Origin of the sequence: Sandaracinobacter sp., from assembly GCF_041909755.1 — a bacterium.
Classification (GTDB): domain Bacteria; phylum Pseudomonadota; class Alphaproteobacteria; order Sphingomonadales; family Sphingomonadaceae; genus Sandaracinobacteroides.
Window position 1 is genome coordinate 1 of sequence record NZ_JAYRCW010000039.1, and the last position, 23,341, is coordinate 23,341.

The following is a 23,341-nucleotide window of genomic DNA, read 5'->3' on the forward strand; positions in this document are numbered from 1 at the left end:
GCGCCGCCCCGAGCGGGCCTGCGATCAGGCCGGTACCGAAACCGGGCAGAAAAAAGGGGGCGGAGCCGCAGTGGCTCCGCCCCCTTCTTCATTCGGGCGTTTTCGTTCGGGCCGTGCCTCAGAAGGCGGCCGTCACCGAGAACACGATCGTTTCCTGGGCGTTGCGGTTGAAACGGCCGCCCGGGAAGGTGTTGTTGGTCAGGTTGTTGCCGACATAGGAGACGCCGACGGTCAGCGCTTCCCAGGTGAGGTCGGCGCCGATCTGCCAGTCCCACTTGTGGGTCTTGGTGCCGGAATCGTCGACCACGAGGGCGCCGCGCTCGTTGCCGAGAACGGCCTTCAGCGTGACGGGGGTGTTGGGGATGGCGGCCGTCAGCTGGCCGAAGGCGTAGCGGCTGGACGTCGCCAGATTCTTCTGGTCGGGCGCCCAGTTCAGACCGAAGGTGGCCGTGACCGGCCCCAGCGGAACGCCGACGGTGCCGAACAGTTCCACGACATCGGTGTTGGAGCCGCCCGGATAGCTGTAATAGATGACGCCAGCGCTGGTGCTGACACCGGCGATGTCGCCGCTCCAGCCGGCCGTCCAGTCCATCTCAACGGTGGCGCCGTTGAAGTCGGCGATGGAGGAGCCCCAGGCGCTGAAGAACAGGCCGGGCGCGGTGGTGAGGGTGATGCCGGCCTGCACCGCCGGATCGAGATCCGAATAGCTGATGCCGCGGAAGCGATAGTCGGTCACGAAGGCGGCGGTGCCGCTGACGGACAGCGCCTTTTCTTCTTCCTGCGCGACGGCTGCGGTGGACGCCGACAGACCGGCGATCATCAGGGCGCCAGCCAGGACGGCCCGGCTGCTGATGGACGAAACTGCTTTCATTTTTCGCTCCTGGTAGCCCGGGCGTTTGCGCCGGGTCTGATTGTCGATGCACTCGCTTCAGGCATCGTTGTTGAGGCTTGTTGGGCGGGCGATATCCCACCGGTTTTGCAGCCTGAGGGTGAACAAATATTGTGCGGCGCACAAGTTTGGAAAGCGCCGTTTGTGCGGTTGCAGCGCAAGTCGGTCACGCAATGTGGCTGCGCTGCAACAGTGACAAGTTGCTGCCGAGGCCCGTTTCCTTGCGCCGAAGCTGCCGCTATGAGGCAGGCATGACCGATCTCTTCGCCGGCGCAGCGCCCGGCGCCGCCCAGGGCAATGGTGGCTATGACGCTTCCGCAATCGAGGTTCTGGAGGGGCTGGAACCTGTCCGCCGCCGGCCGGGCATGTATATCGGCGGCACCGATTCCAATGCACTGCACCATCTGGCGGCCGAGATTCTCGACAATGCAATGGACGAGGCGGTGGCGGAGCACGCCAGCCGGATCGAGGTGGAGCTGGCGGCGGACGGCACGCTGACGATCGCCGACAACGGCCGGGGCATCCCCGTTGATCCGCATCCGCGCTTTCCGGACAAGTCGGCGCTGGAAGTGATTCTGACCATGCTGCATTCCGGCGGGAAGTTCACGGCCGGGGCCTATTCCACATCGGGCGGGCTGCACGGCGTGGGCATTTCGGTGGTGAACGCGCTGGCCGAAGAGCTGACGGTGGAAGTTGCCCGCAACCGGACGCTGTGGCGGCAGCGCTATTCGCGCGGGGCGGCGCTGGGGCCGGTCGAGAATATGGGGCAGACGCTGAATCGGCGCGGGACGACCGTTTCGTTCCGGCCGGATCCGCAGATCTTCGGGGCCGGCGTGCGTTTTTCCCCCGACCGGCTGTACCGGCTGGCGCGATCCAAGGCCTATCTGTTCGGCGGAGTCGAGATTCGCTGGCGCTGTGCGCCCGAACTGGCGAGCGAGAAAGTGCCCGAGGCGCAGGTGTTCATCTTCCCCGGCGGCCTCGCAGACCATCTGGCCGAGGATATCGCCGGCGAAGCGACCGTGACCAACCAGCCGTTCACCGGCACGCACGAGTTCGGCGGCCAGCAGGGCCGGGTGGAATGGGCGATGCACTGGACCGTCGCGGCGGAGGGCGCCCACAGCTGGTATTGCAACACCATTCCCACGCCGCAGGGCGGCACCCATGAGGCGGGCTTCCGCGCCGCGATCATCAAGGGGCTGAAGGGCTTTGCCGCCCTCATCAACAATCGCAAGGCGGCGGACCTGACGGCCGATGACGCGCTTGTCGGCACCCGCATCCTGCTGTCGCTGTTCATTCCGCAGCCCCAGTTCCAGTCGCAGACGAAGGATCGGCTGTCGTCTGTCGAGGCGCAGCGGCTGGTCGAGACGGCGGTGAAGGACCATTTCGACCATTGGCTGGCCGAGGACCAGGAGCGCGGCCGGGCGCTGCTGCAATTCGCGATCGACCGCATGGACGAGCGGCTGGCGCGGCGGGCCGAGCGCGAGGAGAAGCGCAAGACGGCGACCAACGCGCGCAAGCTGCGGCTGCCGGGCAAGCTGACGGACTGTTCCGCAAACGGGCGCGACGGCACCGAATTGTTCATCGTGGAAGGGGATTCGGCGGGCGGTTCTGCGAAACAGGCGCGCGACCGGCGGACGCAGGCCATCCTGCCCATCCGCGGCAAGATCCTGAACGTCGCATCGGCGGCGGCGGCCAAGATCGGGGCCAACCAGGAAGTCGCGGACCTGGCGCTGGCGCTGGGCTGCGGCACGCGGGACCGGTATCGCGATGACCAGCTGCGCTATGACCGCGTCGTCATCATGACGGACGCCGATGTGGATGGCGCCCATATCGCGACCCTGCTGATGACCTTCTTCTTCCAGGAGATGCCGGGCCTTGTCGCGGCCGGGCGGCTCTATCTGGCGCAGCCGCCGCTCTATCGCATCACGGCCGGGGCCGAGAGCATCTATGCGCGCGACGATGTGGAGCGGGACTATCTGCTGGGCACGAAGTTCAAGGGCCGCAAGGTGGAAGTGGGGCGCTTCAAGGGGCTGGGGGAAATGGCGCCCGGCCAGCTGCGCGAAACCACGATGGATCCGGCGCGGCGGACGCTGATCCGCGTGACGCTGCCGGAAAGCCATCAGGACAGGCATCAGGTGCGGGACCTTGTGGACCGGCTGATGGGGCGCGTGCCGGAGCACCGGTTCAACTTCATCCAGGCCCATGCCGCGACGGTGGAGGTGGAGGACATCGACGTCTGAGATTGCGTCGGCTGCGGCCGGGCGGCCATTCGCCGCACGGAAGCGCGTGACATTCACCGCCTGCTGCGCCATTGCTTGCAGCGCCTGCCTAGGGCGCCTGACTTGGGGGAATTTCCATGCTTGCCAATATCTTCTCCAGCATCTTCAACTTCGCGATGTTCACCTTCGTGGTGTTCATCTTCGTGCTGTGGCTCTGGCTGCTGTTCTCGGTGATCGGGGACCTGTTCCGCCGCCATGACATCGGCGGGTTCGGCAAGGTGCTCTGGATCATCTTCCTGATCGTGCTGCCCTATCTGGGCGTCTTTGCCTATATCCTGACGCAGGGGCGCGGCATGGGCGAACGGCAGGCCGCCCATGTGAAGCAGGCGCAGAAGGATCTGCGCGAATTCGTCGGCTTTTCCCCGGCCGAAGAGCTGAAGAAGCTGGACGAACTGAAGGCTTCCGGCTCGATCACCGCCGAGGAGCATTCGAAGCTTCGCGCCAAGCTGATCGGCTGACCGCATCCGGCCGGGCGTTGATGGCGCACAGCCATCGACGCCCGGCTGCGCGCTGCCTATACTCCGCCGGGAAGGAGAGCCTGTTGCCGTTCCCGACCCACCGCTTGCTGATCCTGCTGCTGCCCGCTGCCCTGTCGGCCGGCGCCGACGCCCGGACCTCTCCGGTTCTGGCCACAACCGATGAGGCGACCCAGGCCTATGTCCAGGGGCGTCTGGCGCTTGCGGACGATGATCTGGCGGTTGCCGCGCAGCGGTTCGAACGCGCCCTGCAGGCCGCCCCCGACGACATGCTGACGCGGCGTGCGCTGGATGTGGCGATGCTGTCGGGCGACATGAAATCCGCGCTTCGGCTGGCGAACGCGATCGCCCTTCCGCCGCAATCCGAGCCGCAGATGGCGGTGGGCGACAGCCTGGTGGCGCTGACCCGGCTGGCGGGGGCGACCGCCGCGCGGGACTGGCGCGCCTATGAGGCGGCGCGGCTGGCCTTCAACGCGCCCGGCCGACAGGTGACGTCGAACCAGCTTCTGGGTACGCTTGTCGAAGCCTATGGGCTGGCAGGCAGGGGAGATGCCAATGCGGCGATCGCCCTGCTGGAGGGGCAATCCGAACGCGGGATCTCTGCGTCCTACATCGCGGAACACAAGGCGCATCTGCTGGCGCTTTCGAAGCGCTGGGCCGAAGCGGCGGACGGCTATGCGGCGATCGTGAACGCGGAAGGGGCGAATGTCGCGCGGTTGCGGATCGCGGCGGCCGCCGCAGCGCTGGAAGCCGCGAAGACCGATCCGGCCTATCGCGCACGCGCCATCACGATTCTGGGCGGTGGGCCTGATCGGGACCCCGTGCTTGTGAATGCCCGGCAGCGCCTGTCCGCCGATCCGAAGATGGATGGCCGCAAGCTTGGCGGCGTGCCGGGCCGGGTGGAGGAGGCGCTGGCGCTGATGCTGCTGCGCGTGGCGACCGACCTGGCGCGGGAACGGGCGTTGGCGCCGGCGATCAGCTTTGCACGGATGGCGACGCTGGCGGACCCGTCGCTGCCCGATGGCTGGTTCGTTGTCGCCGATACGCTGGCGCGGGCCGGGAAGCTGGATCTGGCGCTGGCCGCGCTGAACAACGCCCCGCAGACAGAGCCGTGGAGCGTGCTGGCCGATGTGCGGCGGGCGACGATCCTGTCGGCCGAGGAGCGGCATGACGACGCGCGCGCCATCGCGACCCGGCTGGCGACCCGGCCGGATGCCGGGCCAGAGGACTGGTCGCGGCTGGCGGACATCGAGCGGCGTGCCGGGCGCACCGCGGATGCGGCCGTTGCCTATGGCCGCGCGCTGGACATGCTGCCGCCCGAGACGGGGCCGATCCATGCCCAGCTGTGGTTCATGCGCGGCACCGCCAATGAAGTCGCCGGCAACTGGAAGGCGGCGGAGCCCGACCTGCGCCGGGCGGTGGAGGCGCAGCCCGAAAACCCGCTGATGCTGAACTATCTGGGTTATTCGCTGCTGGATCGCGGCCAGAATGTCGCGGAGGCGCGGGGCCTTATCGAGCGCGCCTTCAAGGCCGCCCCCGAAAGCGGGGCCATCACCGACAGCATGGGCTGGGCCGAATATGTGAGCGGCAATTATGCCGAGGCGGTCCGGCTGCTGGAAAAGGCGCGGGCGTCCGAGCCCGGCGACCCGACCATCGCCGATCATCTGGGGGATGCCCTGTGGAAATCCGGGCGGCGGATCGAGGCGCGCCATGCCTGGGCGAGCGCTGCGGCGCTGTCGCCGGAACCGAAACTGTCGGCTGCGCTGGCGCACAAGATGGATTTCGGCCTGGACGTCGCGCTCGCCGGGAAATGACGGGCCTGCTTCGGGGCGCGGAACCGGCGCCCGCCAAGATCAACCTGGCCCTGCATGTGCGCCGCCGCCGGGCAGACGGCTATCACGAGCTGGAAACCCTGTTCGCCTTCACCCGCTTCGGGGACCGGCTGGAAGCCGTGGAGGCGCCGGACTGGCGGCTGGACATGAACGGGCCGCTGGCGGATGCGGCCGGCCCGCTGGACGACAATCTGGTGCTTCGCGCGGCCCGGGCCTTTGAGGCGGCGGCCGGAGGCCGGCGGTTCGCGTTCCGGCTGGAGAAGCATATCCCGGTCGCGGCCGGCCTTGGCGGGGGAAGCGCGGATGCCGCCGCCGCCCTTCGGCTGCTGAACCGGCTGGCCGGCCAGCCGCTGGCTGATGCGGCGCTGGAACGGATCGGCGCCGGACTGGGGGCCGATGTGCCGGCCTGCGTACGCAGCCGGACTGCGCGTGGCGTTGGTGTGGGCGAGGAACTGGCGGATGCGCCGCCGTTGACCGGGATGGGCGTTCTGCTGGTGAACCCCCGCGTCGCGGTGCCGACAGGGCCGGTGTTCAGGGCCTGGGACGGGGTGGATCGCGGGCCGCTGGCGGCGGACTGGCGGCTGGCGCGGAACGACCTGGAAGCGCCCGCCATCGCACTTCAGCCGGTGATCGCGGACGTGCTGGCCTGGCTGGCCGGGCTGCCGGGGGCGACGCTGGCGCGCATGTCCGGCTCTGGCGCGACCTGCTTTGCCCTGTTCGACGGCCCGGCGCCCCGCGTTACGCCGCCGGCCGGCTGGTGGGCGACGGCGACGGACCTTCTGTAGCCCTCAGGCAGCGGCGCGTTTCAGGCGGTCGTTGATGGCGGCACCGAGGCCGTGGGCGGGAACCGGGGCGACGGCGATCCCGGCGCGCCCGCTGGCGTCTGCCCGGTGCAGCAGATCGAAGAGGCGGGCGGCGGCCTCTGCCAGATCGCCAGAGGCGGAAAGGCTTTCATCGCCCGCGACAGGACCGAAGCCGATGTGGAATTCCTGATCCGTGGCGGTGGCCGCGTTCAGGCGGATGGGCAGCTGCGGCGCATAGTGGCTGAGCAGCATGCCGGGCGCGGCGACCGGTTCGGCATCGGCGGCGACCGGAAGCGGCCTGCCGAGCGCAGCCTCGATCGCCTCGACGGGGATGGCCCCCTGCCTCAGCAGCCGGGCTTCGCCGTTGCCGATGGCGACGATGCTGCTTTCCAGCCCCGCCGTCGTCGGACCGGCATCCAGAACCAGCGGCACCCGGCCGGAAAGGCTGTGCAGCACATGCGACGCCCGCGTGGGCGACATCCGGCCCGAGGCATTGGCCGACGGGGCGGCCACGCCGCGCCCCAGCCCGCGAATCACGCCCTGCATCGCCGGATGGGCGGGAACCCGGATCGCGATGGTGGGCAGGCCCGCCGTGACGAGGCCGGCGGCCGGCGCACCTTCGGCCAGCGGCAGCACCAGCGTGAGGGGGCCGGGCCAGAAACGGGCCGCCAGCCTGTCTGCCAGCGCATCGAAACGGGCATAGCGTTCGGCCATCACCCTGTCGGCCACATGGATGATGAGCGGGTTGAAGCTGGGCCGCCCCTTGGCGGCATAGATCCGGGCGACGGCGTCCGCGTCCTCGGCGTCTGCCGCGAGCCCGTAGACGGTTTCTGTCGGGATGGCGACGATGGCGCCCCGCGCCAGCAGGGAGACGGCCAGTTCGATCCCCTGTGCATCCGCGGGGTGAACCTGTGTCGACAGGGCAGTGGATTCCTTCATCCCTGCCGCTATAGCCGTGGCCCGACCCGAAACACAGGTGCCTGAGCCATGACCTATACGCCCCCCATCGCCGAGCAGCGCTTCGTGCTGGAGACGATTGCCCGCATGGATGAGCTTCAGGCGCTGCCCGGGTTCGAGGCGGCGACGCCGGATCTGGTGGACGCCGTGCTGACGGAAGCGGGAAAGCTGGCCGCCGGGCTGTTCGCCCCGCTGAACGCGCCGGGGGACGAGCAGGGATCGAAGGCGGTGGATGGCGTGGTCGCCACCCCGCCGGGCTTCCGCGCAGCCTATGACGCCTATGCCGAGGGCGGCTGGATCGGGCTGGGCGCCGATCCTGCGCATGGCGGACAGGGCCTGCCCTTCGTGCTGGCGTCTGCCGTGCAGGAACAGATCACCAGCGCAAACATGGCCTTTTCCCTGTGCCCGATGCTGACGCTGGGCGCGATCGAGGCGCTTCAGGCCCATGCCAGCGCTGAGCAGCAGGCGCTGTATCTGAAGCCGCTGGTGGAAGGCCGCTGGACGGGCACGATGAACCTGACGGAGCCGCAGGCCGGATCCGACGTGGGCGCTTTGCGGGCGACCGCGACCCCGGCTGCCGACGGTAGCTGGCGCATCAAGGGCCAGAAGATCTTCATCACCTGGGGCGAGCATGACCTCACGGACAACATCATCCATCTGGTTCTGGCGCGCACGCCCGATGCGCCGGCGGGCACCCGGGGGATTTCCCTGTTCATCGTTCCCAAGTTCCTGGTGAACCCCGATGGCTCGCTTGGGGCGCGGAACGACGTGCGGGCGGTTTCGACCGAACACAAGCTGGGCATCCACGCCAGCCCCACCTGCACCATGGCGTTCGGTGACGGGGATGCCTGTGTCGGCTTCCTGGTGGGCGGCGAGAACGCCGGCATGCGCGCCATGTTCACGATGATGAACCATGCGCGCATCAACGTGGGACTGGAGGGAATCGCCATTGTGGAGCGCGCCGGCCAGCATGCGCTGGCGTTCGCGCGGGAGCGGGTGCAATCCGCGAAGTTCGGCAGCCCCGCGCGGGAGCCTGTGCGGATCATCGAGCATGCCGATGTCAGGCGGATGCTGATGACCATCCGGGCCTATACCCAGGCGGCGCGTGCCATTGCCTATCTGAACGCGGCCTCTGTCGACCGGGCGCATGCCGAGGCGGATGCCGCCCGCAAGGCGGAGGCGCAGGGCCTTGCCGACCTGCTGACGCCCGTGACGAAGGCCTTTTCCACCGACATCGGGGTGGAGATGTCCAGCCTGGCGCTGCAGGTGTTCGGCGGAATGGGCTTCGTGGAGGAAACGGGGGCCGCCCAGCATTATCGGGATTCGCGGATCGCCCCCATCTATGAGGGCACGAACGGCATCCAGGCGCTGGATCTGGTGGGCCGCAAGCTGCCGATGGACGGCGGGCGGCACTGGCGCAGCCTGCTGCAACGGGAACGGCAGTTCGTCGCCGGGCTGCCGCGGAGCGGCGAACTGGGGCAGCTGGTGCCCTATCTGGAAGATGCGATCGAGGCGTTGCAGACAGCGTCTGTCTGGATCGGCGGAAACGAGGGCGAGCGGATGGGCGACACCGCCGCCGGGGCGACGCCCTATCTGCGGATGTTCGGGCTGACGATCGGGGGAACATTGCTGGCCCGGCAGGCGGCGGAGGCGCACCGCAGGCTGGAAGCGGGCGAGGGCGACCCGGCCTTCCTGAAGGCGAAGATCGCGACCGCCCGCTTCTTTGCAGAACAGCTGCTGCCCGCCGCCCCGGCCCTGCTGGGGCCGGTCACGCGCGGTGCCGACCTGCTCTATGCCATCCCCGAGGACGGGCTTTCCGCCTAGGCTCAGGCGGCGCCGACGTTGCCCCAGCGTGGATCGATGATGAGCGGGAGGCAATAGCTTGGGTCGTCTCTGTCATCGACGATCAGGGCCAGGTTGAATTCGGCGACCTGCTCGAAATCGGGATTTCCGGGCTCGTAGAGGAACTGCACGCTGATCCAGCGCCCGGCATCCGTGTCGTAGCGGGGATTGCAGATCAGCAGCTGGCCTTCGGGCGTTTTCACCGTCAGCGGGAAATCGCTGAGCCACAGGAAGCGCAGATCCTGATGGTGCAGTTCGAATCGCACCAGCACCCGCTGCTTGCCGCCGCTGCTGTCGAACAGCGGCTTCAGGTTCATGTCCCACCGGGTTTTCATGGAGCCGGGCGCATGCGGCGGTTCCTTGATCTCTTTGGCGGGCTTGTTGGGGGCGTGAAAGTGGATCTGGCGCGAAATCCGGTGGGCGTCGAGGGCGTCGATGGCGAAGATCACCGCGCCCATCGGCGCATAATCCCCGATGTCGGGATTCTCATGGATGGGGAGGAGGGACAGGCCTCGAAGGGTCGAGGAGAAGGACTGCCCCGCCGCCAGCGCGGCCTTGAGCCAGCGCGGCCGTTTCCAGACCGAACCGGCCCAGCTCCAGCCAGCCTGTTCGAGTTCGGGGAGGTTCAGGGACTTGCCGTCGATTTCATCCGCGCTCATCTGCCGGTCCTTTCCTGCTGGCCGCCGGCCTGCTGTTCGAGGCCCTTGATTTCAGCGGCATAGTCGAGCCCGAAGCGGGCCGAGAGACGGGGGGCGCCGGGTGTCTGCCGGGCCTCCGAGACGGCGGCTGCGAGCGACCGGGCAGCGGCCCTGTCGCCACGCAACAGGGCGGCCCGCGTCTGAACCAGACGGCACCAGTCCTCCGGCTCGGCGAACGGGTCGGCGATGTCGGGGCTGGCGCAGGCGAGCCCTGCCGCCGCCTGCCGGTTTCCGGCGATCAGCCGCGACCGCGTTTCCCACAGCTGGGCCATGCGGAGCGTGGCGGCCAGCACCGCGCTTTGCGGATCGTCTGCTGCGGCGCGGGCCGCGGCCTCTCGTGCGGTGCGGAAATGGGCGCTTGCGCGCTGCGGGTCGCCGGCGGCGTCCGCGATCCGGCCATTGGCGATCTCGTTGCCGACAAGGCCGATTCGGAACCCGATGTCGCCGGGGTGGCGGCTGGCGGCCTGCCGCAGCATCCGGGCCTGTTCGGATCGCGTGCCGCGGGCTTCCGCCAGCTGCCCGCCGACGCGCTGGCTGTCTGCCAGCCAGGCAAGCCCGTCCGCCAGATCCGCCATGGCGATCGGGTCATCCGGGGCGAGCGCGAGGGCGTCGCGGTAATGCCGGATGGCGGACCGGAACCGCTGGCCCGCAGCGGCCACGTCCAGATCCTGGCGCAGGTCCAGGATGCCCAGGTTGCTCTGGGCATAGCCGGCCTCCAGCCGCCAGTCTGGCCTTGTGGGCTGCATCGTGACGAGCTGATCTGCGAGCCGTGCATACTGGTTCCAGGCCCGGCGCGCATCGGCCGGGTTCCCGCTGCTCCAGGCATAATGGCCCAGCCAATATTCTGCCTGCGCATGATCGAAGATCCGTTGCGGATCGCGTGGGCCCGCGGCCAGCCGGGCGGCTGTCGTTCGGGCGGCTTCCTCGAAATGGCTGCGCGCCGTCGAGAGGTCGCCGCGTGTCGCCTCGTCCTCGCCCATCGCCATCAGCAGGCGCGCCCGCGCCGCCAGCGCGGCATCGGGCATGTTCTGCAGCGACTGCCCCCGGAAATAGGCGACGGCCGCCTCGTTCACCTTGTCCAGCATGGCGAGGTTGCCGGCGGGCTTCACCGCGCCGCGCAGGTCGGTGACGAGCGAATTCACCATCGCTTCGGATTTCCGCCGTTCCGCCTCTGCCTGTTCGCGGGCCTGCATCGCATAGAGGCTGAGGCCCCCGAAGGCTGCCATTCCGGCGACGGAGGCGGCCACGACCGTGATCAGCCGCCGCGCCCTGCGGCTTTCCTCGCGATGCACCAGCTCGCCAAGGCCGATGCCGGACATGGCGGCGACCAGCTTCAGCAACGCCAGCCGCCGTCCATCGCCCGATTTGCGAAAATCCGCGGCGAGGGGCTGCCTGCTTCCGCCCGGGCCGACGAGCGCGGGCGGGAAGGATTCATGTTCGTCGCCTTCGAACAGCGCGGCGAGGATGTCGGCGCCGCGCCCCAGCGCCTGCATCAGCCGGATCTCCTGATCCACCCAGTCAGACCGGGCCGCCTGCGGCGTGCACAGCACGATGAGGTGTCCGCTGTCGGCCAGCGAATGGGACAGTTCGTCGAGAAGATCGGGGGCGGCCGTCAGGTCAGACTGGTCGAGGAAGACGGGCCGGAACCGGCCGGGGACGGGGCCGTGCGGTGTCGGCGTGCCGACCAGCCGCCTGGGCATGCGATAGGATTCGAGCGCGGACTGGAGCCACCGCGCCAGACGAATGTCTTGCCGGCTATAGCTGATGAAGGCGCTGTAGCGCGCCGTCGACTGTTGCCCCGGGTCCAGCATGTGCACCCCCCAAGTCGGCGGGCATCATGCCACAAGACGGTCCTTCGGACAATTTTGCCGCGTTTCGGGCCGCGCTCAGCCCTTGCCGAAGGCCGGATAGCTTGCCCTGGCAGCCGGGTCGGCGAGCGCCAGGAAGCTGCCGTTCAGATAGCGCGGTTTGCCATAGCCGAGCGCGGCGCCGTCCTCCCCCCAGGTGAGGCCGCCCGCAGCCCTGAGGATCGCGTCGGCGGCGGCCGTGTCCCATTCGCTTGTGGGGCCGAAGCGCGGATAGGCATCGGCCGCGCCTTCCGCGAGCAGGCAGAATTTCAGGCTGGAGCCGGACGGGTGCGTATCTGCGCCGGGGCAGGCGGCTGCCCAGGCCTTCGTCTGTTCGTCGAGATGCGAGCGACTGGTGACGATCCGGGGACTGTTGTGCGGCTTTGCGCGGGTGCGGATCGGGTGGCGCGGCTGATCCGGGGCTTCCTTCCAGGCCCCGAGGCCGACAGAGCCGGTCCAGAGGGTGCCCGTCGGCGGGTGAAGCACCAGCCCCAGCGTGGGTTCGCCATCCTCGATCAGGCCGATGTTCACCGAATAGTCGGCGCCGCCGCCGACGAAATCCTTCGTGCCGTCCAGCGGGTCGATCAGCCAGAAGCGCGCGGTGGCATCGGGGATGGTGCCGGCGGCCACCGCTTCCTCTCCGACAATGACGGCGCCCGGTTCCATGTGGCGGATCGCGGCTTCCAGCAGGGCTTCGGCTGCTTCGTCTGCCTCGGTCACGGGGGAGCTGTCTGCCTTGTCGCGGTGGACGATCCCGCGCGCCTTGATCGCCTCGATCAGCGCGCCGCCTTCGCGCATGGCCGGCGCCAGCACTTCGAGCAGTTCGGCGTGGGCGAGCGTGTCGGACAGGCTAGTCATCGGTCGGATGCCCTTGTCGGCTGGGTGGGGAGGCTTATGGTGGGTGCCATGCGGGAGGACATCTGTCGATGCGAATAGTGTTTGCGATGCTTGGAGCCGGGCTGCTGGGGGCGGGCCCGGCACAGGCCCAGGTTCAGGACAGGATGGTCGCCTGTTCGGCCGAAGTGGACGATGCGAAGCGCCTGGCCTGCTATGACGGGGTGGTGAAGGCCCTGTCGGCGGATGCGCGGCGGGTGAGCGATGCGCGCGAGGCGGAATCCGCCAAGGCGAAGCAGGCCGCCGCCGCCGCCGCCGCTGCTGCGGCTGCCGCCGCCGCAGCCGAAGCCGAAGCCGCGCGCCGCGACAGTTTCGGGAAGCAGGCGGACAGCGCCGAGGAGATCCGCGAGGTCAGCTCTTCGATCAGCGAGATCCTGCGCGACGCCAGCGGCAAGCCGGTCTTCATCCTGGACAACGGGCAGATGTGGCGGCAGGCGGACGGCTTCAGCATTCCGGGCGCGAAGGTGGGCGCTGCCGTCATGGTGAAGCGGGGCGCGATGGGCAGTTATCGGCTGGTCGTCGAGGGGTCCAAGCGATCCGTGCAGGTGATCCGGATGCGGTAAGTCAGCCGGGCCAGCGGCTGACGATGCCGGCCATGTCCGGCCGGGGCCGTTCCTCGAGCGCGGCCTTGGGCGTGCCCAGGAAGAAGAAGCCCGCAATCCGCCCGCCGGGATGGCCCAGCGCCTCTGCAATGCCGGGCAGGAATGCGGGAGCCGCCGTCAGCCAGTTGCCGACATAGCCCATGGCATGGGTGGCGACGAGGAGGTTCTGGGCCGCCGCGCCTGCGGATAGCTGTTGTTCCCACAAGGGGATATGGCCTTCGACAGGCTTTGAAACCAGCGCGACGAGGACAGGGGCCTGCGTGGCGAAGCTGGTCATGGCGTCGAGCTCCAGCCGCCCGGCATCCGGCTTTTCGGCCCGGTAGAGACGCTGGAGAAGATCTGCGAAGGCGGCGCGGTCCTCGATGATCACGAACGCCCATGGCGCCAGCTTGCCATGGTCCGGCACGCGGGCGGCGGCGGCCAGGATCTGGCCCAGTTCGCTGTCGGTCGGCCCGGGGCTGACGAGATCGCGCGCCTTGGCGGACCGGCGCGTGAGCAGCAGCGAGAGGGTGCTGGTGCGGTCGTTGAATCCGGCCATCAGAGCGGCTTGAAGCTGGCGACCGACCGGCGCTTGCCGCCCATCCCCATCGGCGCGGTGACGTCGGTGTCGACGACCTGCGCGGTCAGGAAGGGCAGGGCGTTCGCGCCCGTTTTATAGTGGCTGGTGATGTTGAACCGGTTGATGCTTGCGACGATCTTCACCCGGAAGGGTTCGCCCGCGAAGATGCGCACTTCATCCAGCGCCGTGCCGTCGAGCGTGGCTTCGGCGGACAGGTGGCCGGAGATGTCGCCGCCGGGCGTGACGACGGCGCCCTTGGGCAGGCTCTTCCAGAAATAGATCGTCTTGCCGCCGGCTTCGCGGCGGCTGGTCGGCGTCTGGCTCAGCAGCCTGTGCAGGTTGTGGAACCCGGGCGGCGTGCCATTGCCCTTCGCATGGGCCTCCAGCTCTTGCGGTGCGGGCTTGCGGCCGTCGATGCTGACGACTGTCCAGCTGCCGCTGTCGGCCGACTTCGGCGTGAAACGGTCCACGACAAGCGCGGGTTCCTTGCCGGGGTCGGCCCGGATCTCTGCCTTTGTCGTCCGTTCGAAGGCCACGACGGGCGCTTTTGCCGATTCGGCCAGCAGCCGTTGCAGCAGCGGATCGGCCGACGCGGCGAGCGGCGAGGACAAAGCGAGGACAGCGACGGCGGGAAGAACAGCGCGCATGGAGGCCTTTCGCGGGCAGGGGCAAAGGGAAGCTTTGGCCGGACATGGGCTGTCCGGCCGATGAACGGCCTCAGCTGTCGAGGAAGCTGCGCATCTTGCGGGAGCGCGAGGGGTGCTTCAGCTTCCTGAGAGCCTTCGCCTCGATCTGCCGGATGCGCTCCCGCGTGACGGAGAATTGCTGGCCCACTTCCTCCAGCGTGTGATCGGTGTTCATGCCGATTCCGAAGCGCATGCGCAGCACCCGTTCTTCCCGCGGCGTCAGGCTGGCGAGAACGCGGGTGACGGTTTCCTTCAGGTTGGAATGGATCGCGGCATCCACGGGGATGACGGCGTTCTTGTCCTCGATGAAGTCGCCCAGATGGCTGTCCTCCTCGTCCCCGATGGGGGTTTCGAGGCTGATCGGCTCCTTGGCGATCTTCAGCACCTTCCTGACCTTGTCGAGCGGCATGGAGAGCCGCTCGGCCAGTTCCTCCGGCGTCGCTTCGCGGCCGGTTTCGTGCAGATACTGGCGGGAGGCGCGCACCAGCTTGTTGATCGTTTCGATCATGTGCACAGGGATGCGGATGGTGCGGGCCTGATCCGCGATGGAGCGGGTGATGGCCTGCCGGATCCACCAGGTGGCGTAGGTGCTGAACTTGTAGCCGCGCCGATACTCGAACTTGTCCACCGCCTTCATCAGGCCGATGTTGCCTTCCTGAATGAGATCCAGGAACTGCAGGCCGCGGTTGGTGTATTTCTTGGCGATGGAGATGACGAGCCTGAGATTCGCCTCCACCATTTCCTTCTTGGCGATGCGGGCCTCGCGCTCGCCCTTCTGCACCATGTTCACGATGCGGCGATATTCCGACAGGTCCACGCCGGTTTCATGCGCGATTTCCGAGAGTTCGCGGCGGATGCGATCCACGTCGCGCGCCTCGTTCTCGGCAAAGGCGGTCCATTTCTTGTCGCGGCCGGCGTTGGCGGGCAGCCAGCCTTCGTCGAGCTCGCGGCCCAGATAGCTGTCGAGGAAGTCCTTGCGGTTGATCTTGTGGCGGTCCGCCAGCTTCAGCATCTGGCCGCCCAGCGTCATCAGCCGACGGTTGAAGCTGTAGAGATGTTCGACAAGGAACTCGATCTTGGCGTTGGTGAACTGCACCGCCGCGATCTGGTGGGTCAGTTCCAGCCGGAGCTTCTGATACTTCTTTTCCTCGGCCTTGGGGAATTCCACGGCAGCCGCGACCGCCTGCATGCGGACCTGCTGCAGCTTGTGGAACTTGGCATAGTTGGCCTCGATCGCGGCGAAGGTTTCCAGCGCCTGCGGCTTCAGCGTCTCTTCCATGGCGGCGAGGCTCATGCCGCCCTCGTCCTCATCCTCTTCCTGAGGACGCGGCGCGCGGCGCTCCGTCAGCTCGTCCTCTTCGTCGGGCTGGGCGGGGGCTTCCTCTTCCTCCTCGGATTCGTCCTTGAACTGGACGGGCATGTCGCCTTCGCCGGCTTCCTCGCCCTCTTCCGTGGTGGGCTTGGCGAGCATGGCTTCCAGATCGAGGATCTCGCGCAGCTGCATGCGGCCTTCGGTGAGCGCCTTGGACCATTCGATGATGGCGGCGAACGTCATCGGGCTTTCGCACAGGCCGGCGATCATGGTGTCGCGGCCGGCTTCGATCCGCTTGGCGATGGCGATCTCGCCCTCGCGCGAGAGCAGTTCTACCGCGCCCATCTCGCGCAGGTACATGCGGACGGGATCGTCGGTGCGGTCCAGCTTTTCCTTGGGCGCGGCAACGACCGGTGCGGGGCCGATGGCGTCGACCTCCACTTCCTCGACCGTCTCTTCCTCTTCCGCCTCGGCTTCTTCGGCGGCATCCTCGTTCTCGACGATGTTGATGCCCATGTCGGACAGGGCCGACATCACGTCCTCGATCTGCTCGGACGACATCTGGTCTTGCGGCAGGGCCGAGTTCAGCTCGTCGTAGGTGATCCAGCCGCGCTTCTTGGCCTTCGCGATCAGGCGCTTCAGGGTCGCTTCGTTGAGGTCGATGACGGGGGCGCCATCGGCTTCCGTCTTTTCCGTCGCTTCGCCGTCGAAAGGAGCTTTCGCCATGCCCGTCCTAACCGTGCCCGTTCTAACCAACTTGGGCGCGGAAAGCCGTATCGCCTTCCACGCGGATCATCTGTTCCAACCGAGCCTCAACCCCCGCCGCTTTCTATCGCAAGCCGGCGAAGCCGTTCCTGCGCCTTCAGCCGTTGTTCGTGGCGTTGCTTCTGCTGAAGAAACGCGTCTGCGAAGGCTTCTTCGGTTTCAAGGTTGCGAGGCTCGTCTGCTGAAAGCTGTATGTGGTGCGACTCGGTGACGGACGCAAGGGCGCTTGCCACCTTGGCCCGCAACTGATCCGGCGATTTGATGCCGCCGAAGAGCGCACCGTGTCCTGCAAGCAACTCCCCGGGCGGTTGATGGACGATCAGCCGGTCGCGCGCGAGCATCAGGCTGGGCGTTTCCAGCGCCAGTTCCGCAAGCGGCTCCACCAGATCATCGACAAGGGCAGGATTGAGGCTGAGCGTCTTCAGCAGCATGGCGCAGGTCTGTTCCTGCCGGCCGGCGGCGGCCGCGCGGGTTTCCGGGCGCGCAGGCGGAATTGGGGGCGGCCCGCCCATGCCGCGGCGCCGTTCGAAGTTGCGAGGGGCCACACCAGCGCGATCGGGCCGCGCGGGGCGCAGCAGGGCGTCCGCGCGATCCAGCCATGTGCGGAGATAATCGCGACGCACGTCCTGATCCGCAATCTCGTTCGCCAGCGCCTTCAGCCTTTGGCGGAAATCGGCGCGGCGTTCCGGCGTGTCGAGCGGGGCGGCCTCTGCCTCGCGCTCGAACAGGAAGCGTTCCAGCGGAATGGCGGTTGCGAGCAGGGCTTCGACCGCCGCCTTGCCGCCTGTGCGGGCGAGATCGTCTGGATCCTGCCCCTTCGGCAACGCCACGAAGCGCAGCGAGCGGCCCGGCCCGATGAGCGGGAGCGCGCGGGTGGCCGCGCGCGAGGCCGCGCGCATCCCCGCGCCATCACCATCAAAGGCCAGCACCGGTTCCGGCACCAGCTTCCAGGCCAGCTGCATCTGCTCTTCGGTGAGGGCAGTGCCGAGCGGGGCCACGGCCTCCATCAGGCCGGCGCCCGCCAGCCCCACCACATCCATATAGCCTTCCACCACCAGCAGCCGGCCGGACTTGCGCGCGGCGGGCGCGGCGCGGTGGAAGTTGTAGAGAAGGCGGCCCTTGTGGAAGATCGGGCCTTCGGGCGAGTTCAGATATTTGGGTTCGCCATCGCCCAGGATGCGGCCGCCGAACCCCACGGGCTTGCCGCGCGGATCGTGGATCGGGAACATCAGCCGGCCGCGGAACCGGTCATAGCGGCGGCCCTCCGCCTCTCCCGTGAGGCCGGCTTCGGCCAGTTGCGCCGGTTCCAGCGTTTCGAATTTTGCCTTCAGGGCCTTTGAAAGCGCATCGCGCGAATCGGGCGCGAACCCCAGGCCGAACTGGGCGACGAGCGGCGCCCGGACCTGCCGGCGATCGAGATAGGCACGGGCATCGGCGCCGCCCACGGCCTGCAGCTGCGCCCGATACCAGTCCCCGGCGGCTTCCATCACCTCGTAGAGGCCGGCGCGCTTCTGCGCCTCCGGGTCGTCCCGCCGCATCTCGGGCACTGTCAGCCCGGCTTCCGCGGCCAGCGCCTTCACCGCATCCATGAAGGGCAGGCCATCCTGCTCCATCACGAAGCGGATGGCGTCTCCGTGCGCGCCGCAGCCGAAGCAGTGATAGAAGCCCTTGTCTTCATTCACGTAAAAGCTGGGCGTCTTTTCATTGTGGAAGGGGCAGCAACCCTTCAGTTCGCGGCCCGCGCGCGTCAGCTTCACGCGACGGCCGACGACCGCCGCCAACCCTGTGCGGGCGCGGAGATCGTCGAGAAAGTCGGGCGGCAGACTCATGTCAGGACAGCCTCATGTCAGGACAGTCTCATCTCAGGACAGCGCAGCCTTCACCATGCCGGACGCCTTCGACATGTCGATCTGGCCCTGAAGCCTCGCCTTCACCAGCGCCATCACCGCGCCCATGTCCTTCACGGATGTCGCGCCGGCCTCGGTCACCAGCGCGGCGATGGCGGCCTTCGCCTCATCCTCCGACATCTGTTTCGGCAGGAAGCTTTCGATCACCGCCAGCTCGGCCTGTTCAGCGGCGGCGAGTTCGGGGCGGTTGCCCTTTTCGAACATCTCGATCGATTCGCGGCGCTGCTTGGCCATCTTGCCCAGCACTTCCATCACCAGCACATCGTCGTCGGCCGGCGCGCCGCCGGTGCGGGCTTCGATATCGCGGTTCTTGATCGCCGCCTGGATCAGCCGGATGGCCGCCACGCGCGTGCTGTCCTTCGCCTTCATGGAATCGACAAGGCCTGTCTTGAGTTCGTCGCGGATCATAGCTCTCATGTCTCCTTGAAGGCCCACATAAGCGCAGGCGCGGCATTGACCAACAGCGCGTCGCCCCCTATCGCGGCGCCTTAGCCCGAAACCTGTATCTCGAGGATCTGCCGATGGCCGACGACCCTTCCGCGCGCCAACCGTCCGGCGCGACCGGAGTCGTAGCTCTTGCCGATGGAACCCTGTTCTGGGGCCATGGCGCGGGGGCCGAAGGCGATGCTGTCGGCGAACTGTGCTTCAACACCGCGATGACGGGTTATCAGGAAGTGATGACCGACCCCAGCTATGCCGGGCAGATCATCACCTTCACCTTCCCGCACATCGGCAATGTGGGCGCCAACGCCGAGGACGTGGAGGCGATCAACCCCCATGCGCTGGGCTGCGTGATGGCCGAGCCGATCACCGCGCCGTCCAGCTTTCGGGCCGACAAGCCGTTCGACCAGTGGCTGGCGGACTGGGGCCGGATCGGGGTGACGGGCGTGGACACGCGCGCCATCACCCGCCGCATCCGGAAGCTGGGCGCGCCCAATGCGGTGATCGCGCACCGCAGGGATGGTGTGTTCGACATCGACGCGCTGGTGGCGAAGGCTGCTGGCTGGAGCGGGCTGGAAGGCCTGGATCTGGCGAAGGACGTGTCCTCCACCCAGACCTGGACGTGGGATGAAGGCCCCTGGACGCTGGGCGAAGGCTATCAGCCGGGCAATCTGCCGGCCGAGGCCCCGCATGTGGTGGCGGTGGATTTTGGCATCAAGCGCGCGATCCTGCGCCAGCTGGTGGATGCCGGGGCCCGGGTGACGGTGGTGCCCGCGACCGCGACGTTTGAAGAGATCATGGCGCTGAACCCCGATGGGCTGTTCCTTTCGAACGGCCCGGGCGATCCGGCGGCGACGGGCCTGTATGCGGTGCCCACCATCCGGAAGTGGCTGGCGACGAAAAAGCCGCTGTTCGGCATCTGCCTGGGCCACCAGCTGCTGGGGATCGCCATCGGCGCGAAGACGGCGAAGATGCACCAGGGCCATCGCGGCGCGAACCATCCGGTGAAGCAATTGTCGGACGGGAAGGTGGAGATCACCTCCATGAACCACGGCTTCACCGTGGACGCAGAGACGCTGCCCGCCAATGCGCGGGCGACCCACATCAGCCTGTTCGACCAGACGTTATGCGGGCTGGAGCTGACGGACCAGATGGCCTTCAGCGTGCAACACCACCCGGAGGCGTCTCCGGGGCCGCAGGACAGCTATTATCTGTTCCGGCGGTTTGTGGAGGGGTTGAAGTGACGAACCCGCAACCTTCTCCCTCCCCCACCCGGGGGAGAGGGCCGGGGAGAGGGGGCGACCGTGCCGCCGCCGCCACGCTCAGGCCGTTGGCGAAACAGATGCGCGCGGCACAGACCCCGGCAGAGACCGCGCTCTGGCGTTATCTGCGCGCTGGCCGCACGGACGGGCTGAAGTTCGTCCGGCAGGTGCCGGTTTCCGGTTACATTCTCGATTTCGCCGAGCGTTCGCGCAAGCTTGCGGTTGAGGTGGATGGCTGGTCGCACGATATGGCGGCAGAGGCCGATGCGGTTCGAACGGCACGGCTGGAAGCACTTGGCTGGACCGTCATCCGGTTTTCCAACGAGCAGGTGCTGGCGGAGCCGGTTGCTGTCGCGTTGACCGTTGCTGAGGCGGCGAGGGCGCTCCCCCCTACCCCCCCCTCACCCCCCCAGCGCGGCGCGGGAGAAGGAGAGAGACATGTCACACCCACAAATCGACCCCGACAAGCTCGCCGTCGAGATTGCGGCGGATGCCGACGTGCTGAAGGCGCTGGCGGAGAATGGGGATATCGCCTCGCTCACCCGGCCGATCGATCTGCACTTCAAGGGTTCGCAGGAAGCCATCGAGGCGCTGGTGGAGGCGTCGGAGGCGCTGGGCTTCGAGTTCATCGAGTTCGGCGAATATGAGGATGGCGACATCGCTGCCGACTTCATCGTGGAAAGCACGGTGGAACCCGAGGTGATGGCGGCGCTGGTGAAGCGTGCGCTGGAAATCGAGATCACCCATGGCGTCGAGTTCGACGGCTGGGGTTGCGAAGCACAAACCGGAAAAGCGAGCTGATGCCCAAGCGGACCGACATCCAATCCATCCTCGTCATCGGCGCGGGGCCGATCATCATCGGCCAGGCGTGCGAGTTCGATTATTCCGGCACCCAGGCGGTGAAGGCGCTGAAGGGGGAGGGCTATCGCGTCATCCTCGTCAATTCCAACCCCGCCACCATCATGACCGACCCCGAACTGGCGGACGCGACCTATATCGAGCCGATCACGCCGGACATCGTGGCGCGGATCATCGAGAAGGAGCGGCCCGACGCGGTGCTGCCGACGATGGGCGGGCAGACGGCGCTGAACACCGCGCTGGCGCTGGCGAAGGACGGCACGCTGGACCGGCTGGGCGTGAAGCTGATCGGGGCCGACGCCAACGCCATCGAAAAGGCCGAGGACCGGCTGAAATTCCGCGACGCGATGGACAAGATCGGGCTGGAATCGCCCCGTTCCGGTGTGGCGCATACGCTGGAAGAGGCGCTGCGCGAGCTGGAGCATGTGGGCCTGCCGGCCATCATCCGCCCCAGTTTCACCATGGGCGGCACCGGCGGCGGCATTGCCTATAACCGCGAGGAATTCATCCGCATCGTGCTGGGCGGGCTGGACGCCTCGCCCACGACCGAGGTGCTGATCGAGGAATCGGTGCTGGGCTGGAAGGAATATGAGATGGAGGTGGTCCGCGACACGGCGGACAATGCCATCATCATCTGCTCCATCGAGAATATCGACCCGATGGGCACGCATACAGGCGATTCCATCACCGTCGCGCCGGCGCTGACGCTGACGGACAAGGAATATCAGATCATGCGCAACGCCAGCATTGCGGTGCTGCGCGAGATCGGCGTGGAAACCGGCGGATCGAACGTGCAGTTCGCCGTGAACCCGGAAGACGGCCGGCTGGTCGTGATCGAGATGAACCCGCGGGTCAGCCGGTCGTCTGCGCTGGCTTCGAAGGCAACCGGTTTCCCGATCGCCAAGGTCGCGGCGCTGCTGGCGGTGGGCTATACGCTGGACGAGATCCGCAACGACATCACTGGCGTGACGCCCGCGAGCTTTGAACCCACCATCGACTATGTGGTGACGAAGATCCCGCGCTTCGCCTTCGAGAAGTTCAAGGGGGCCGACAGCACGCTGGGGACCTCCATGAAGTCTGTCGGCGAAGTGATGGCCATCGGCCGCAACATCCATGAATCGCTGCAGAAGGCGCTGCGCGGGCTGGAAACCGGCCTGACCGGGCTGGACGAACCGGATGGCTTCGCCCACGCCTCGAAGGGAGAGATCCTGGCTGCGCTGGGCAAGCGCGTGCCGGACCGTCTGCTGATCGCAGCGCATGCACTGCGGGTGGGGATCGTGCCGAGCGAAGTGAGCCGGGTTTCGCATTATGACCCCTGGTTCGTGGCGCGGCTGGCCGAGATCATCGAGGCCGAGGCCCGCGTGAAGGAGCATGGGCTGCCGGCCGACGCGCAGGGCTTCCGCGCGCTGAAGGCGATGGGCTTTTCCGATGCCCGGCTGGCGACGCTGGCCGACATTCCGGAGGTGAATGTCCGCGCCAAGCGGCACAAGCTGGGCGTGCGCCCGGTGATGAAGCGGATCGACACCTGCGGCGCCGAGTTCGAGGCGCTGACGCCGTATATGTATTCCACCTATGGCGGCACCGAATGCGAGGCGGAACCTTCCGACCGCACCAAGGTGGTGATCCTGGGCGGCGGACCGAACCGGATCGGGCAGGGGATCGAGTTCGATTACTGCTGCTGCCACGCGGCCTTTGCGCTGGGGCCCGTGGAAAAGGGCGGCGCCGGGTTCGAAACCGTGATGGTGAACTGCAACCCGGAAACCGTCTCCACCGATTATGACACGTCCGACCGGCTCTATTTCGAGCCGCTGACGGCGGAAGACGTGCTGGAACTGCTGCATATCGAGCAGAAGAACGGCACTCTGATGGGCGTGATCGTGCAGTTCGGCGGGCAGACGCCCTTGAAGCTGGCGCGGCCGCTGGAGGCCGCCGGGATCCCGATCCTGGGCACCTCGCCCGACGCCATCGATCTGGCCGAGGACCGCGAGCGGTTTGCGGCGCTGGTGGACCGGCTGGGGCTGAAACAACCCGCCGGCGGCATTGCCCGCAGCCGGGAAGAGGCCGTCGCGGTGGCCGAGCGCATCGGATACCCGGTGCTGATGCGGCCCTCCTATGTGCTGGGCGGCCGGGCAATGGAGATCGTGGAGACGACCGCCAGCCTGGAAACCTACATCGAGACGGCGGTGAAGGTGTCGGGCGAGAGCCCGGTGCTGATCGACCGTTACCTGCGCGACGCCATCGAGGTGGACGTGGATGCGCTGTGCGACGGCGAAACCGTGCATGTGGCCGGCGTGATGCAGCACATCGAGGAGGCGGGCGTCCATTCCGGCGACAGCGCCTGCTCGCTGCCGCCGCACAGCCTGCCGGCCGGGATCGTGGCGGAAATCGAACGCCAGGCCGATGTGCTGGCGCGGGCGCTGGGCGTGCGCGGG

At 67.8% G+C, this 23,341-nt stretch carries 19 protein-coding genes and 1 pseudogene; 10 read left to right on the top strand and 10 right to left on the bottom strand.

Features of this window, described 5'->3' with window-relative positions; translation table 11 throughout:
• Positions 1 to 118 precede the first annotated feature (118 nt).
• A complete protein-coding gene (locus tag ACE3O8_RS07070) occupies positions 119 to 871 on the bottom strand; it encodes a TorF family putative porin (protein WP_374388201.1) in 753 nt (250 codons plus the stop codon).
• 269 nt (positions 872 to 1,140) lie between these two features.
• On the opposite strand from ACE3O8_RS07070, the gene parE reads away from it, so the two are divergent.
• The 4 genes from parE (at position 1,141) to ACE3O8_RS07090 (ending at position 6,261) form a co-directional block, all read left to right on the top strand.
• The gene (gene parE, locus ACE3O8_RS07075) at positions 1,141 to 3,129 is read left to right on the top strand and encodes a DNA topoisomerase IV subunit B (RefSeq protein ID WP_374388203.1); all 1,989 of its coding nucleotides are present in this window, start codon (positions 1,141 to 1,143) and stop codon (positions 3,127 to 3,129) included.
• Positions 3,130 to 3,245: 116 nt separating this feature from the next.
• Positions 3,246 to 3,626 carry a PLDc N-terminal domain-containing protein gene (locus ACE3O8_RS07080; protein ID WP_374388205.1) on the top strand — a complete coding sequence of 127 codons (381 nt, stop codon included), beginning with the start codon at positions 3,246 to 3,248 and terminating at the stop codon, positions 3,624 to 3,626.
• A gap of 83 nt (positions 3,627 to 3,709) precedes the next feature.
• Entirely contained in the window at positions 3,710 to 5,458 is a 1,749-nt protein-coding gene (locus tag ACE3O8_RS07085) for a tetratricopeptide repeat protein (protein ID WP_374388207.1), read from the top strand.
• Positions 5,455 to 6,261, top strand: coding sequence for a 4-(cytidine 5'-diphospho)-2-C-methyl-D-erythritol kinase (locus ACE3O8_RS07090; RefSeq protein WP_374388208.1), 807 nt, complete (start codon positions 5,455 to 5,457; stop codon positions 6,259 to 6,261). Before ACE3O8_RS07085 ends, ACE3O8_RS07090 begins: the two co-directional genes overlap by 4 nt.
• 3 nt (positions 6,262 to 6,264) lie before the next feature.
• Here ACE3O8_RS07090 and ACE3O8_RS07095 read toward each other — a convergent pair whose 3' ends face one another.
• Complete coding sequence (locus ACE3O8_RS07095; protein ID WP_374388210.1) at positions 6,265 to 7,218, bottom strand: L-threonylcarbamoyladenylate synthase; 954 nt, start codon at positions 7,216 to 7,218, stop codon at positions 6,265 to 6,267.
• Between the two features lie 48 nt (positions 7,219 to 7,266).
• Between ACE3O8_RS07095 and ACE3O8_RS07100 the strand changes: the two genes are divergently transcribed.
• A complete protein-coding gene (locus ACE3O8_RS07100) occupies positions 7,267 to 9,060 on the top strand; it encodes an acyl-CoA dehydrogenase C-terminal domain-containing protein (RefSeq protein WP_374388212.1) in 1,794 nt (597 codons plus the stop codon).
• A 2-nt stretch (positions 9,061 to 9,062) separates the two neighbouring features.
• Here ACE3O8_RS07100 and ACE3O8_RS07105 read toward each other — a convergent pair whose 3' ends face one another.
• From ACE3O8_RS07105 to ACE3O8_RS07115, 3 genes are all read right to left on the bottom strand, one after another.
• On the bottom strand, positions 9,063 to 9,737 hold the full coding sequence (locus tag ACE3O8_RS07105; protein ID WP_374388214.1) for a hypothetical protein: 675 nt from the start codon (positions 9,735 to 9,737) through the stop codon (positions 9,063 to 9,065).
• Positions 9,734 to 11,587, bottom strand: a complete 1,854-nt coding sequence (locus ACE3O8_RS07110; RefSeq protein ID WP_374388216.1) for a TIR domain-containing protein — start codon at positions 11,585 to 11,587, stop codon at positions 9,734 to 9,736. The genes ACE3O8_RS07105 and ACE3O8_RS07110 overlap by 4 nt, the downstream gene beginning before the upstream one ends.
• A gap of 75 nt (positions 11,588 to 11,662) precedes the next feature.
• The gene (locus ACE3O8_RS07115) at positions 11,663 to 12,481 is read right to left on the bottom strand and encodes a 3'(2'),5'-bisphosphate nucleotidase CysQ (protein WP_374388218.1); all 819 of its coding nucleotides are present in this window, start codon (positions 12,479 to 12,481) and stop codon (positions 11,663 to 11,665) included.
• Between the two features lie 68 nt (positions 12,482 to 12,549).
• Here ACE3O8_RS07115 and ACE3O8_RS07120 point away from each other — a divergent pair, with 68 nt between their 5' ends.
• The gene (locus ACE3O8_RS07120) at positions 12,550 to 13,080 is read left to right on the top strand and encodes a hypothetical protein (RefSeq protein ID WP_374388220.1); all 531 of its coding nucleotides are present in this window, start codon (positions 12,550 to 12,552) and stop codon (positions 13,078 to 13,080) included.
• Position 13,081: 1 nt separating this feature from the next.
• Here ACE3O8_RS07120 and ACE3O8_RS07125 read toward each other — a convergent pair whose 3' ends face one another.
• The 5 genes from ACE3O8_RS07125 to ACE3O8_RS07145 all read right to left on the bottom strand — a co-directional run bounded on the left by ACE3O8_RS07125 (position 13,082) and on the right by ACE3O8_RS07145 (position 18,756).
• Positions 13,082 to 13,657, bottom strand: coding sequence for a nitroreductase (locus ACE3O8_RS07125; RefSeq protein WP_374388222.1), 576 nt, complete (start codon positions 13,655 to 13,657; stop codon positions 13,082 to 13,084).
• On the bottom strand, positions 13,657 to 14,325 hold the full coding sequence (locus tag ACE3O8_RS07130; RefSeq protein ID WP_374388224.1) for a hypothetical protein: 669 nt from the start codon (positions 14,323 to 14,325) through the stop codon (positions 13,657 to 13,659). Before ACE3O8_RS07130 ends, ACE3O8_RS07125 begins: the two co-directional genes overlap by 1 nt.
• Before the next feature lie 70 nt (positions 14,326 to 14,395).
• Positions 14,396 to 16,402, bottom strand: coding sequence for an RNA polymerase sigma factor RpoD (gene rpoD, locus ACE3O8_RS07135; RefSeq protein WP_374388226.1), 2,007 nt, complete (start codon positions 16,400 to 16,402; stop codon positions 14,396 to 14,398).
• Positions 16,403 to 16,488: 86 nt separating this feature from the next.
• Entirely contained in the window at positions 16,489 to 18,270 is a 1,782-nt protein-coding gene (gene dnaG, locus ACE3O8_RS07140; RefSeq protein WP_374388228.1) for a DNA primase, read from the bottom strand.
• A gap of 33 nt (positions 18,271 to 18,303) precedes the next feature.
• On the bottom strand, positions 18,304 to 18,756 hold the full coding sequence (locus tag ACE3O8_RS07145) for a GatB/YqeY domain-containing protein (protein ID WP_374388230.1): 453 nt from the start codon (positions 18,754 to 18,756) through the stop codon (positions 18,304 to 18,306).
• 113 nt (positions 18,757 to 18,869) lie between these two features.
• Here ACE3O8_RS07145 and carA point away from each other — a divergent pair, with 113 nt between their 5' ends.
• From carA to carB, 4 genes and pseudogenes are all read left to right on the top strand, one after another.
• A complete protein-coding gene (carA, locus tag ACE3O8_RS07150) occupies positions 18,870 to 20,033 on the top strand; it encodes a glutamine-hydrolyzing carbamoyl-phosphate synthase small subunit (RefSeq protein WP_374388232.1) in 1,164 nt (387 codons plus the stop codon).
• Positions 19,916 to 20,407, top strand: a pseudogene (locus tag ACE3O8_RS07155) (endonuclease domain-containing protein); the annotation flags it as partial. The gene carA and the pseudogene ACE3O8_RS07155, both read left to right, overlap by 118 nt.
• Before the next feature lie 82 nt (positions 20,408 to 20,489).
• Positions 20,490 to 20,852: a ribonuclease E inhibitor RraB gene (locus ACE3O8_RS07160; protein ID WP_374388234.1), complete on the top strand. Its 363-nt coding sequence runs from the start codon at positions 20,490 to 20,492 to the stop codon at positions 20,850 to 20,852.
• Positions 20,852 to 23,341: carbamoyl-phosphate synthase large subunit (gene carB / locus ACE3O8_RS07165; protein WP_374388236.1), on the top strand; the 2,490-nt coding region annotated here is incomplete at its 3' end. The genes ACE3O8_RS07160 and carB, both read left to right, overlap by 1 nt.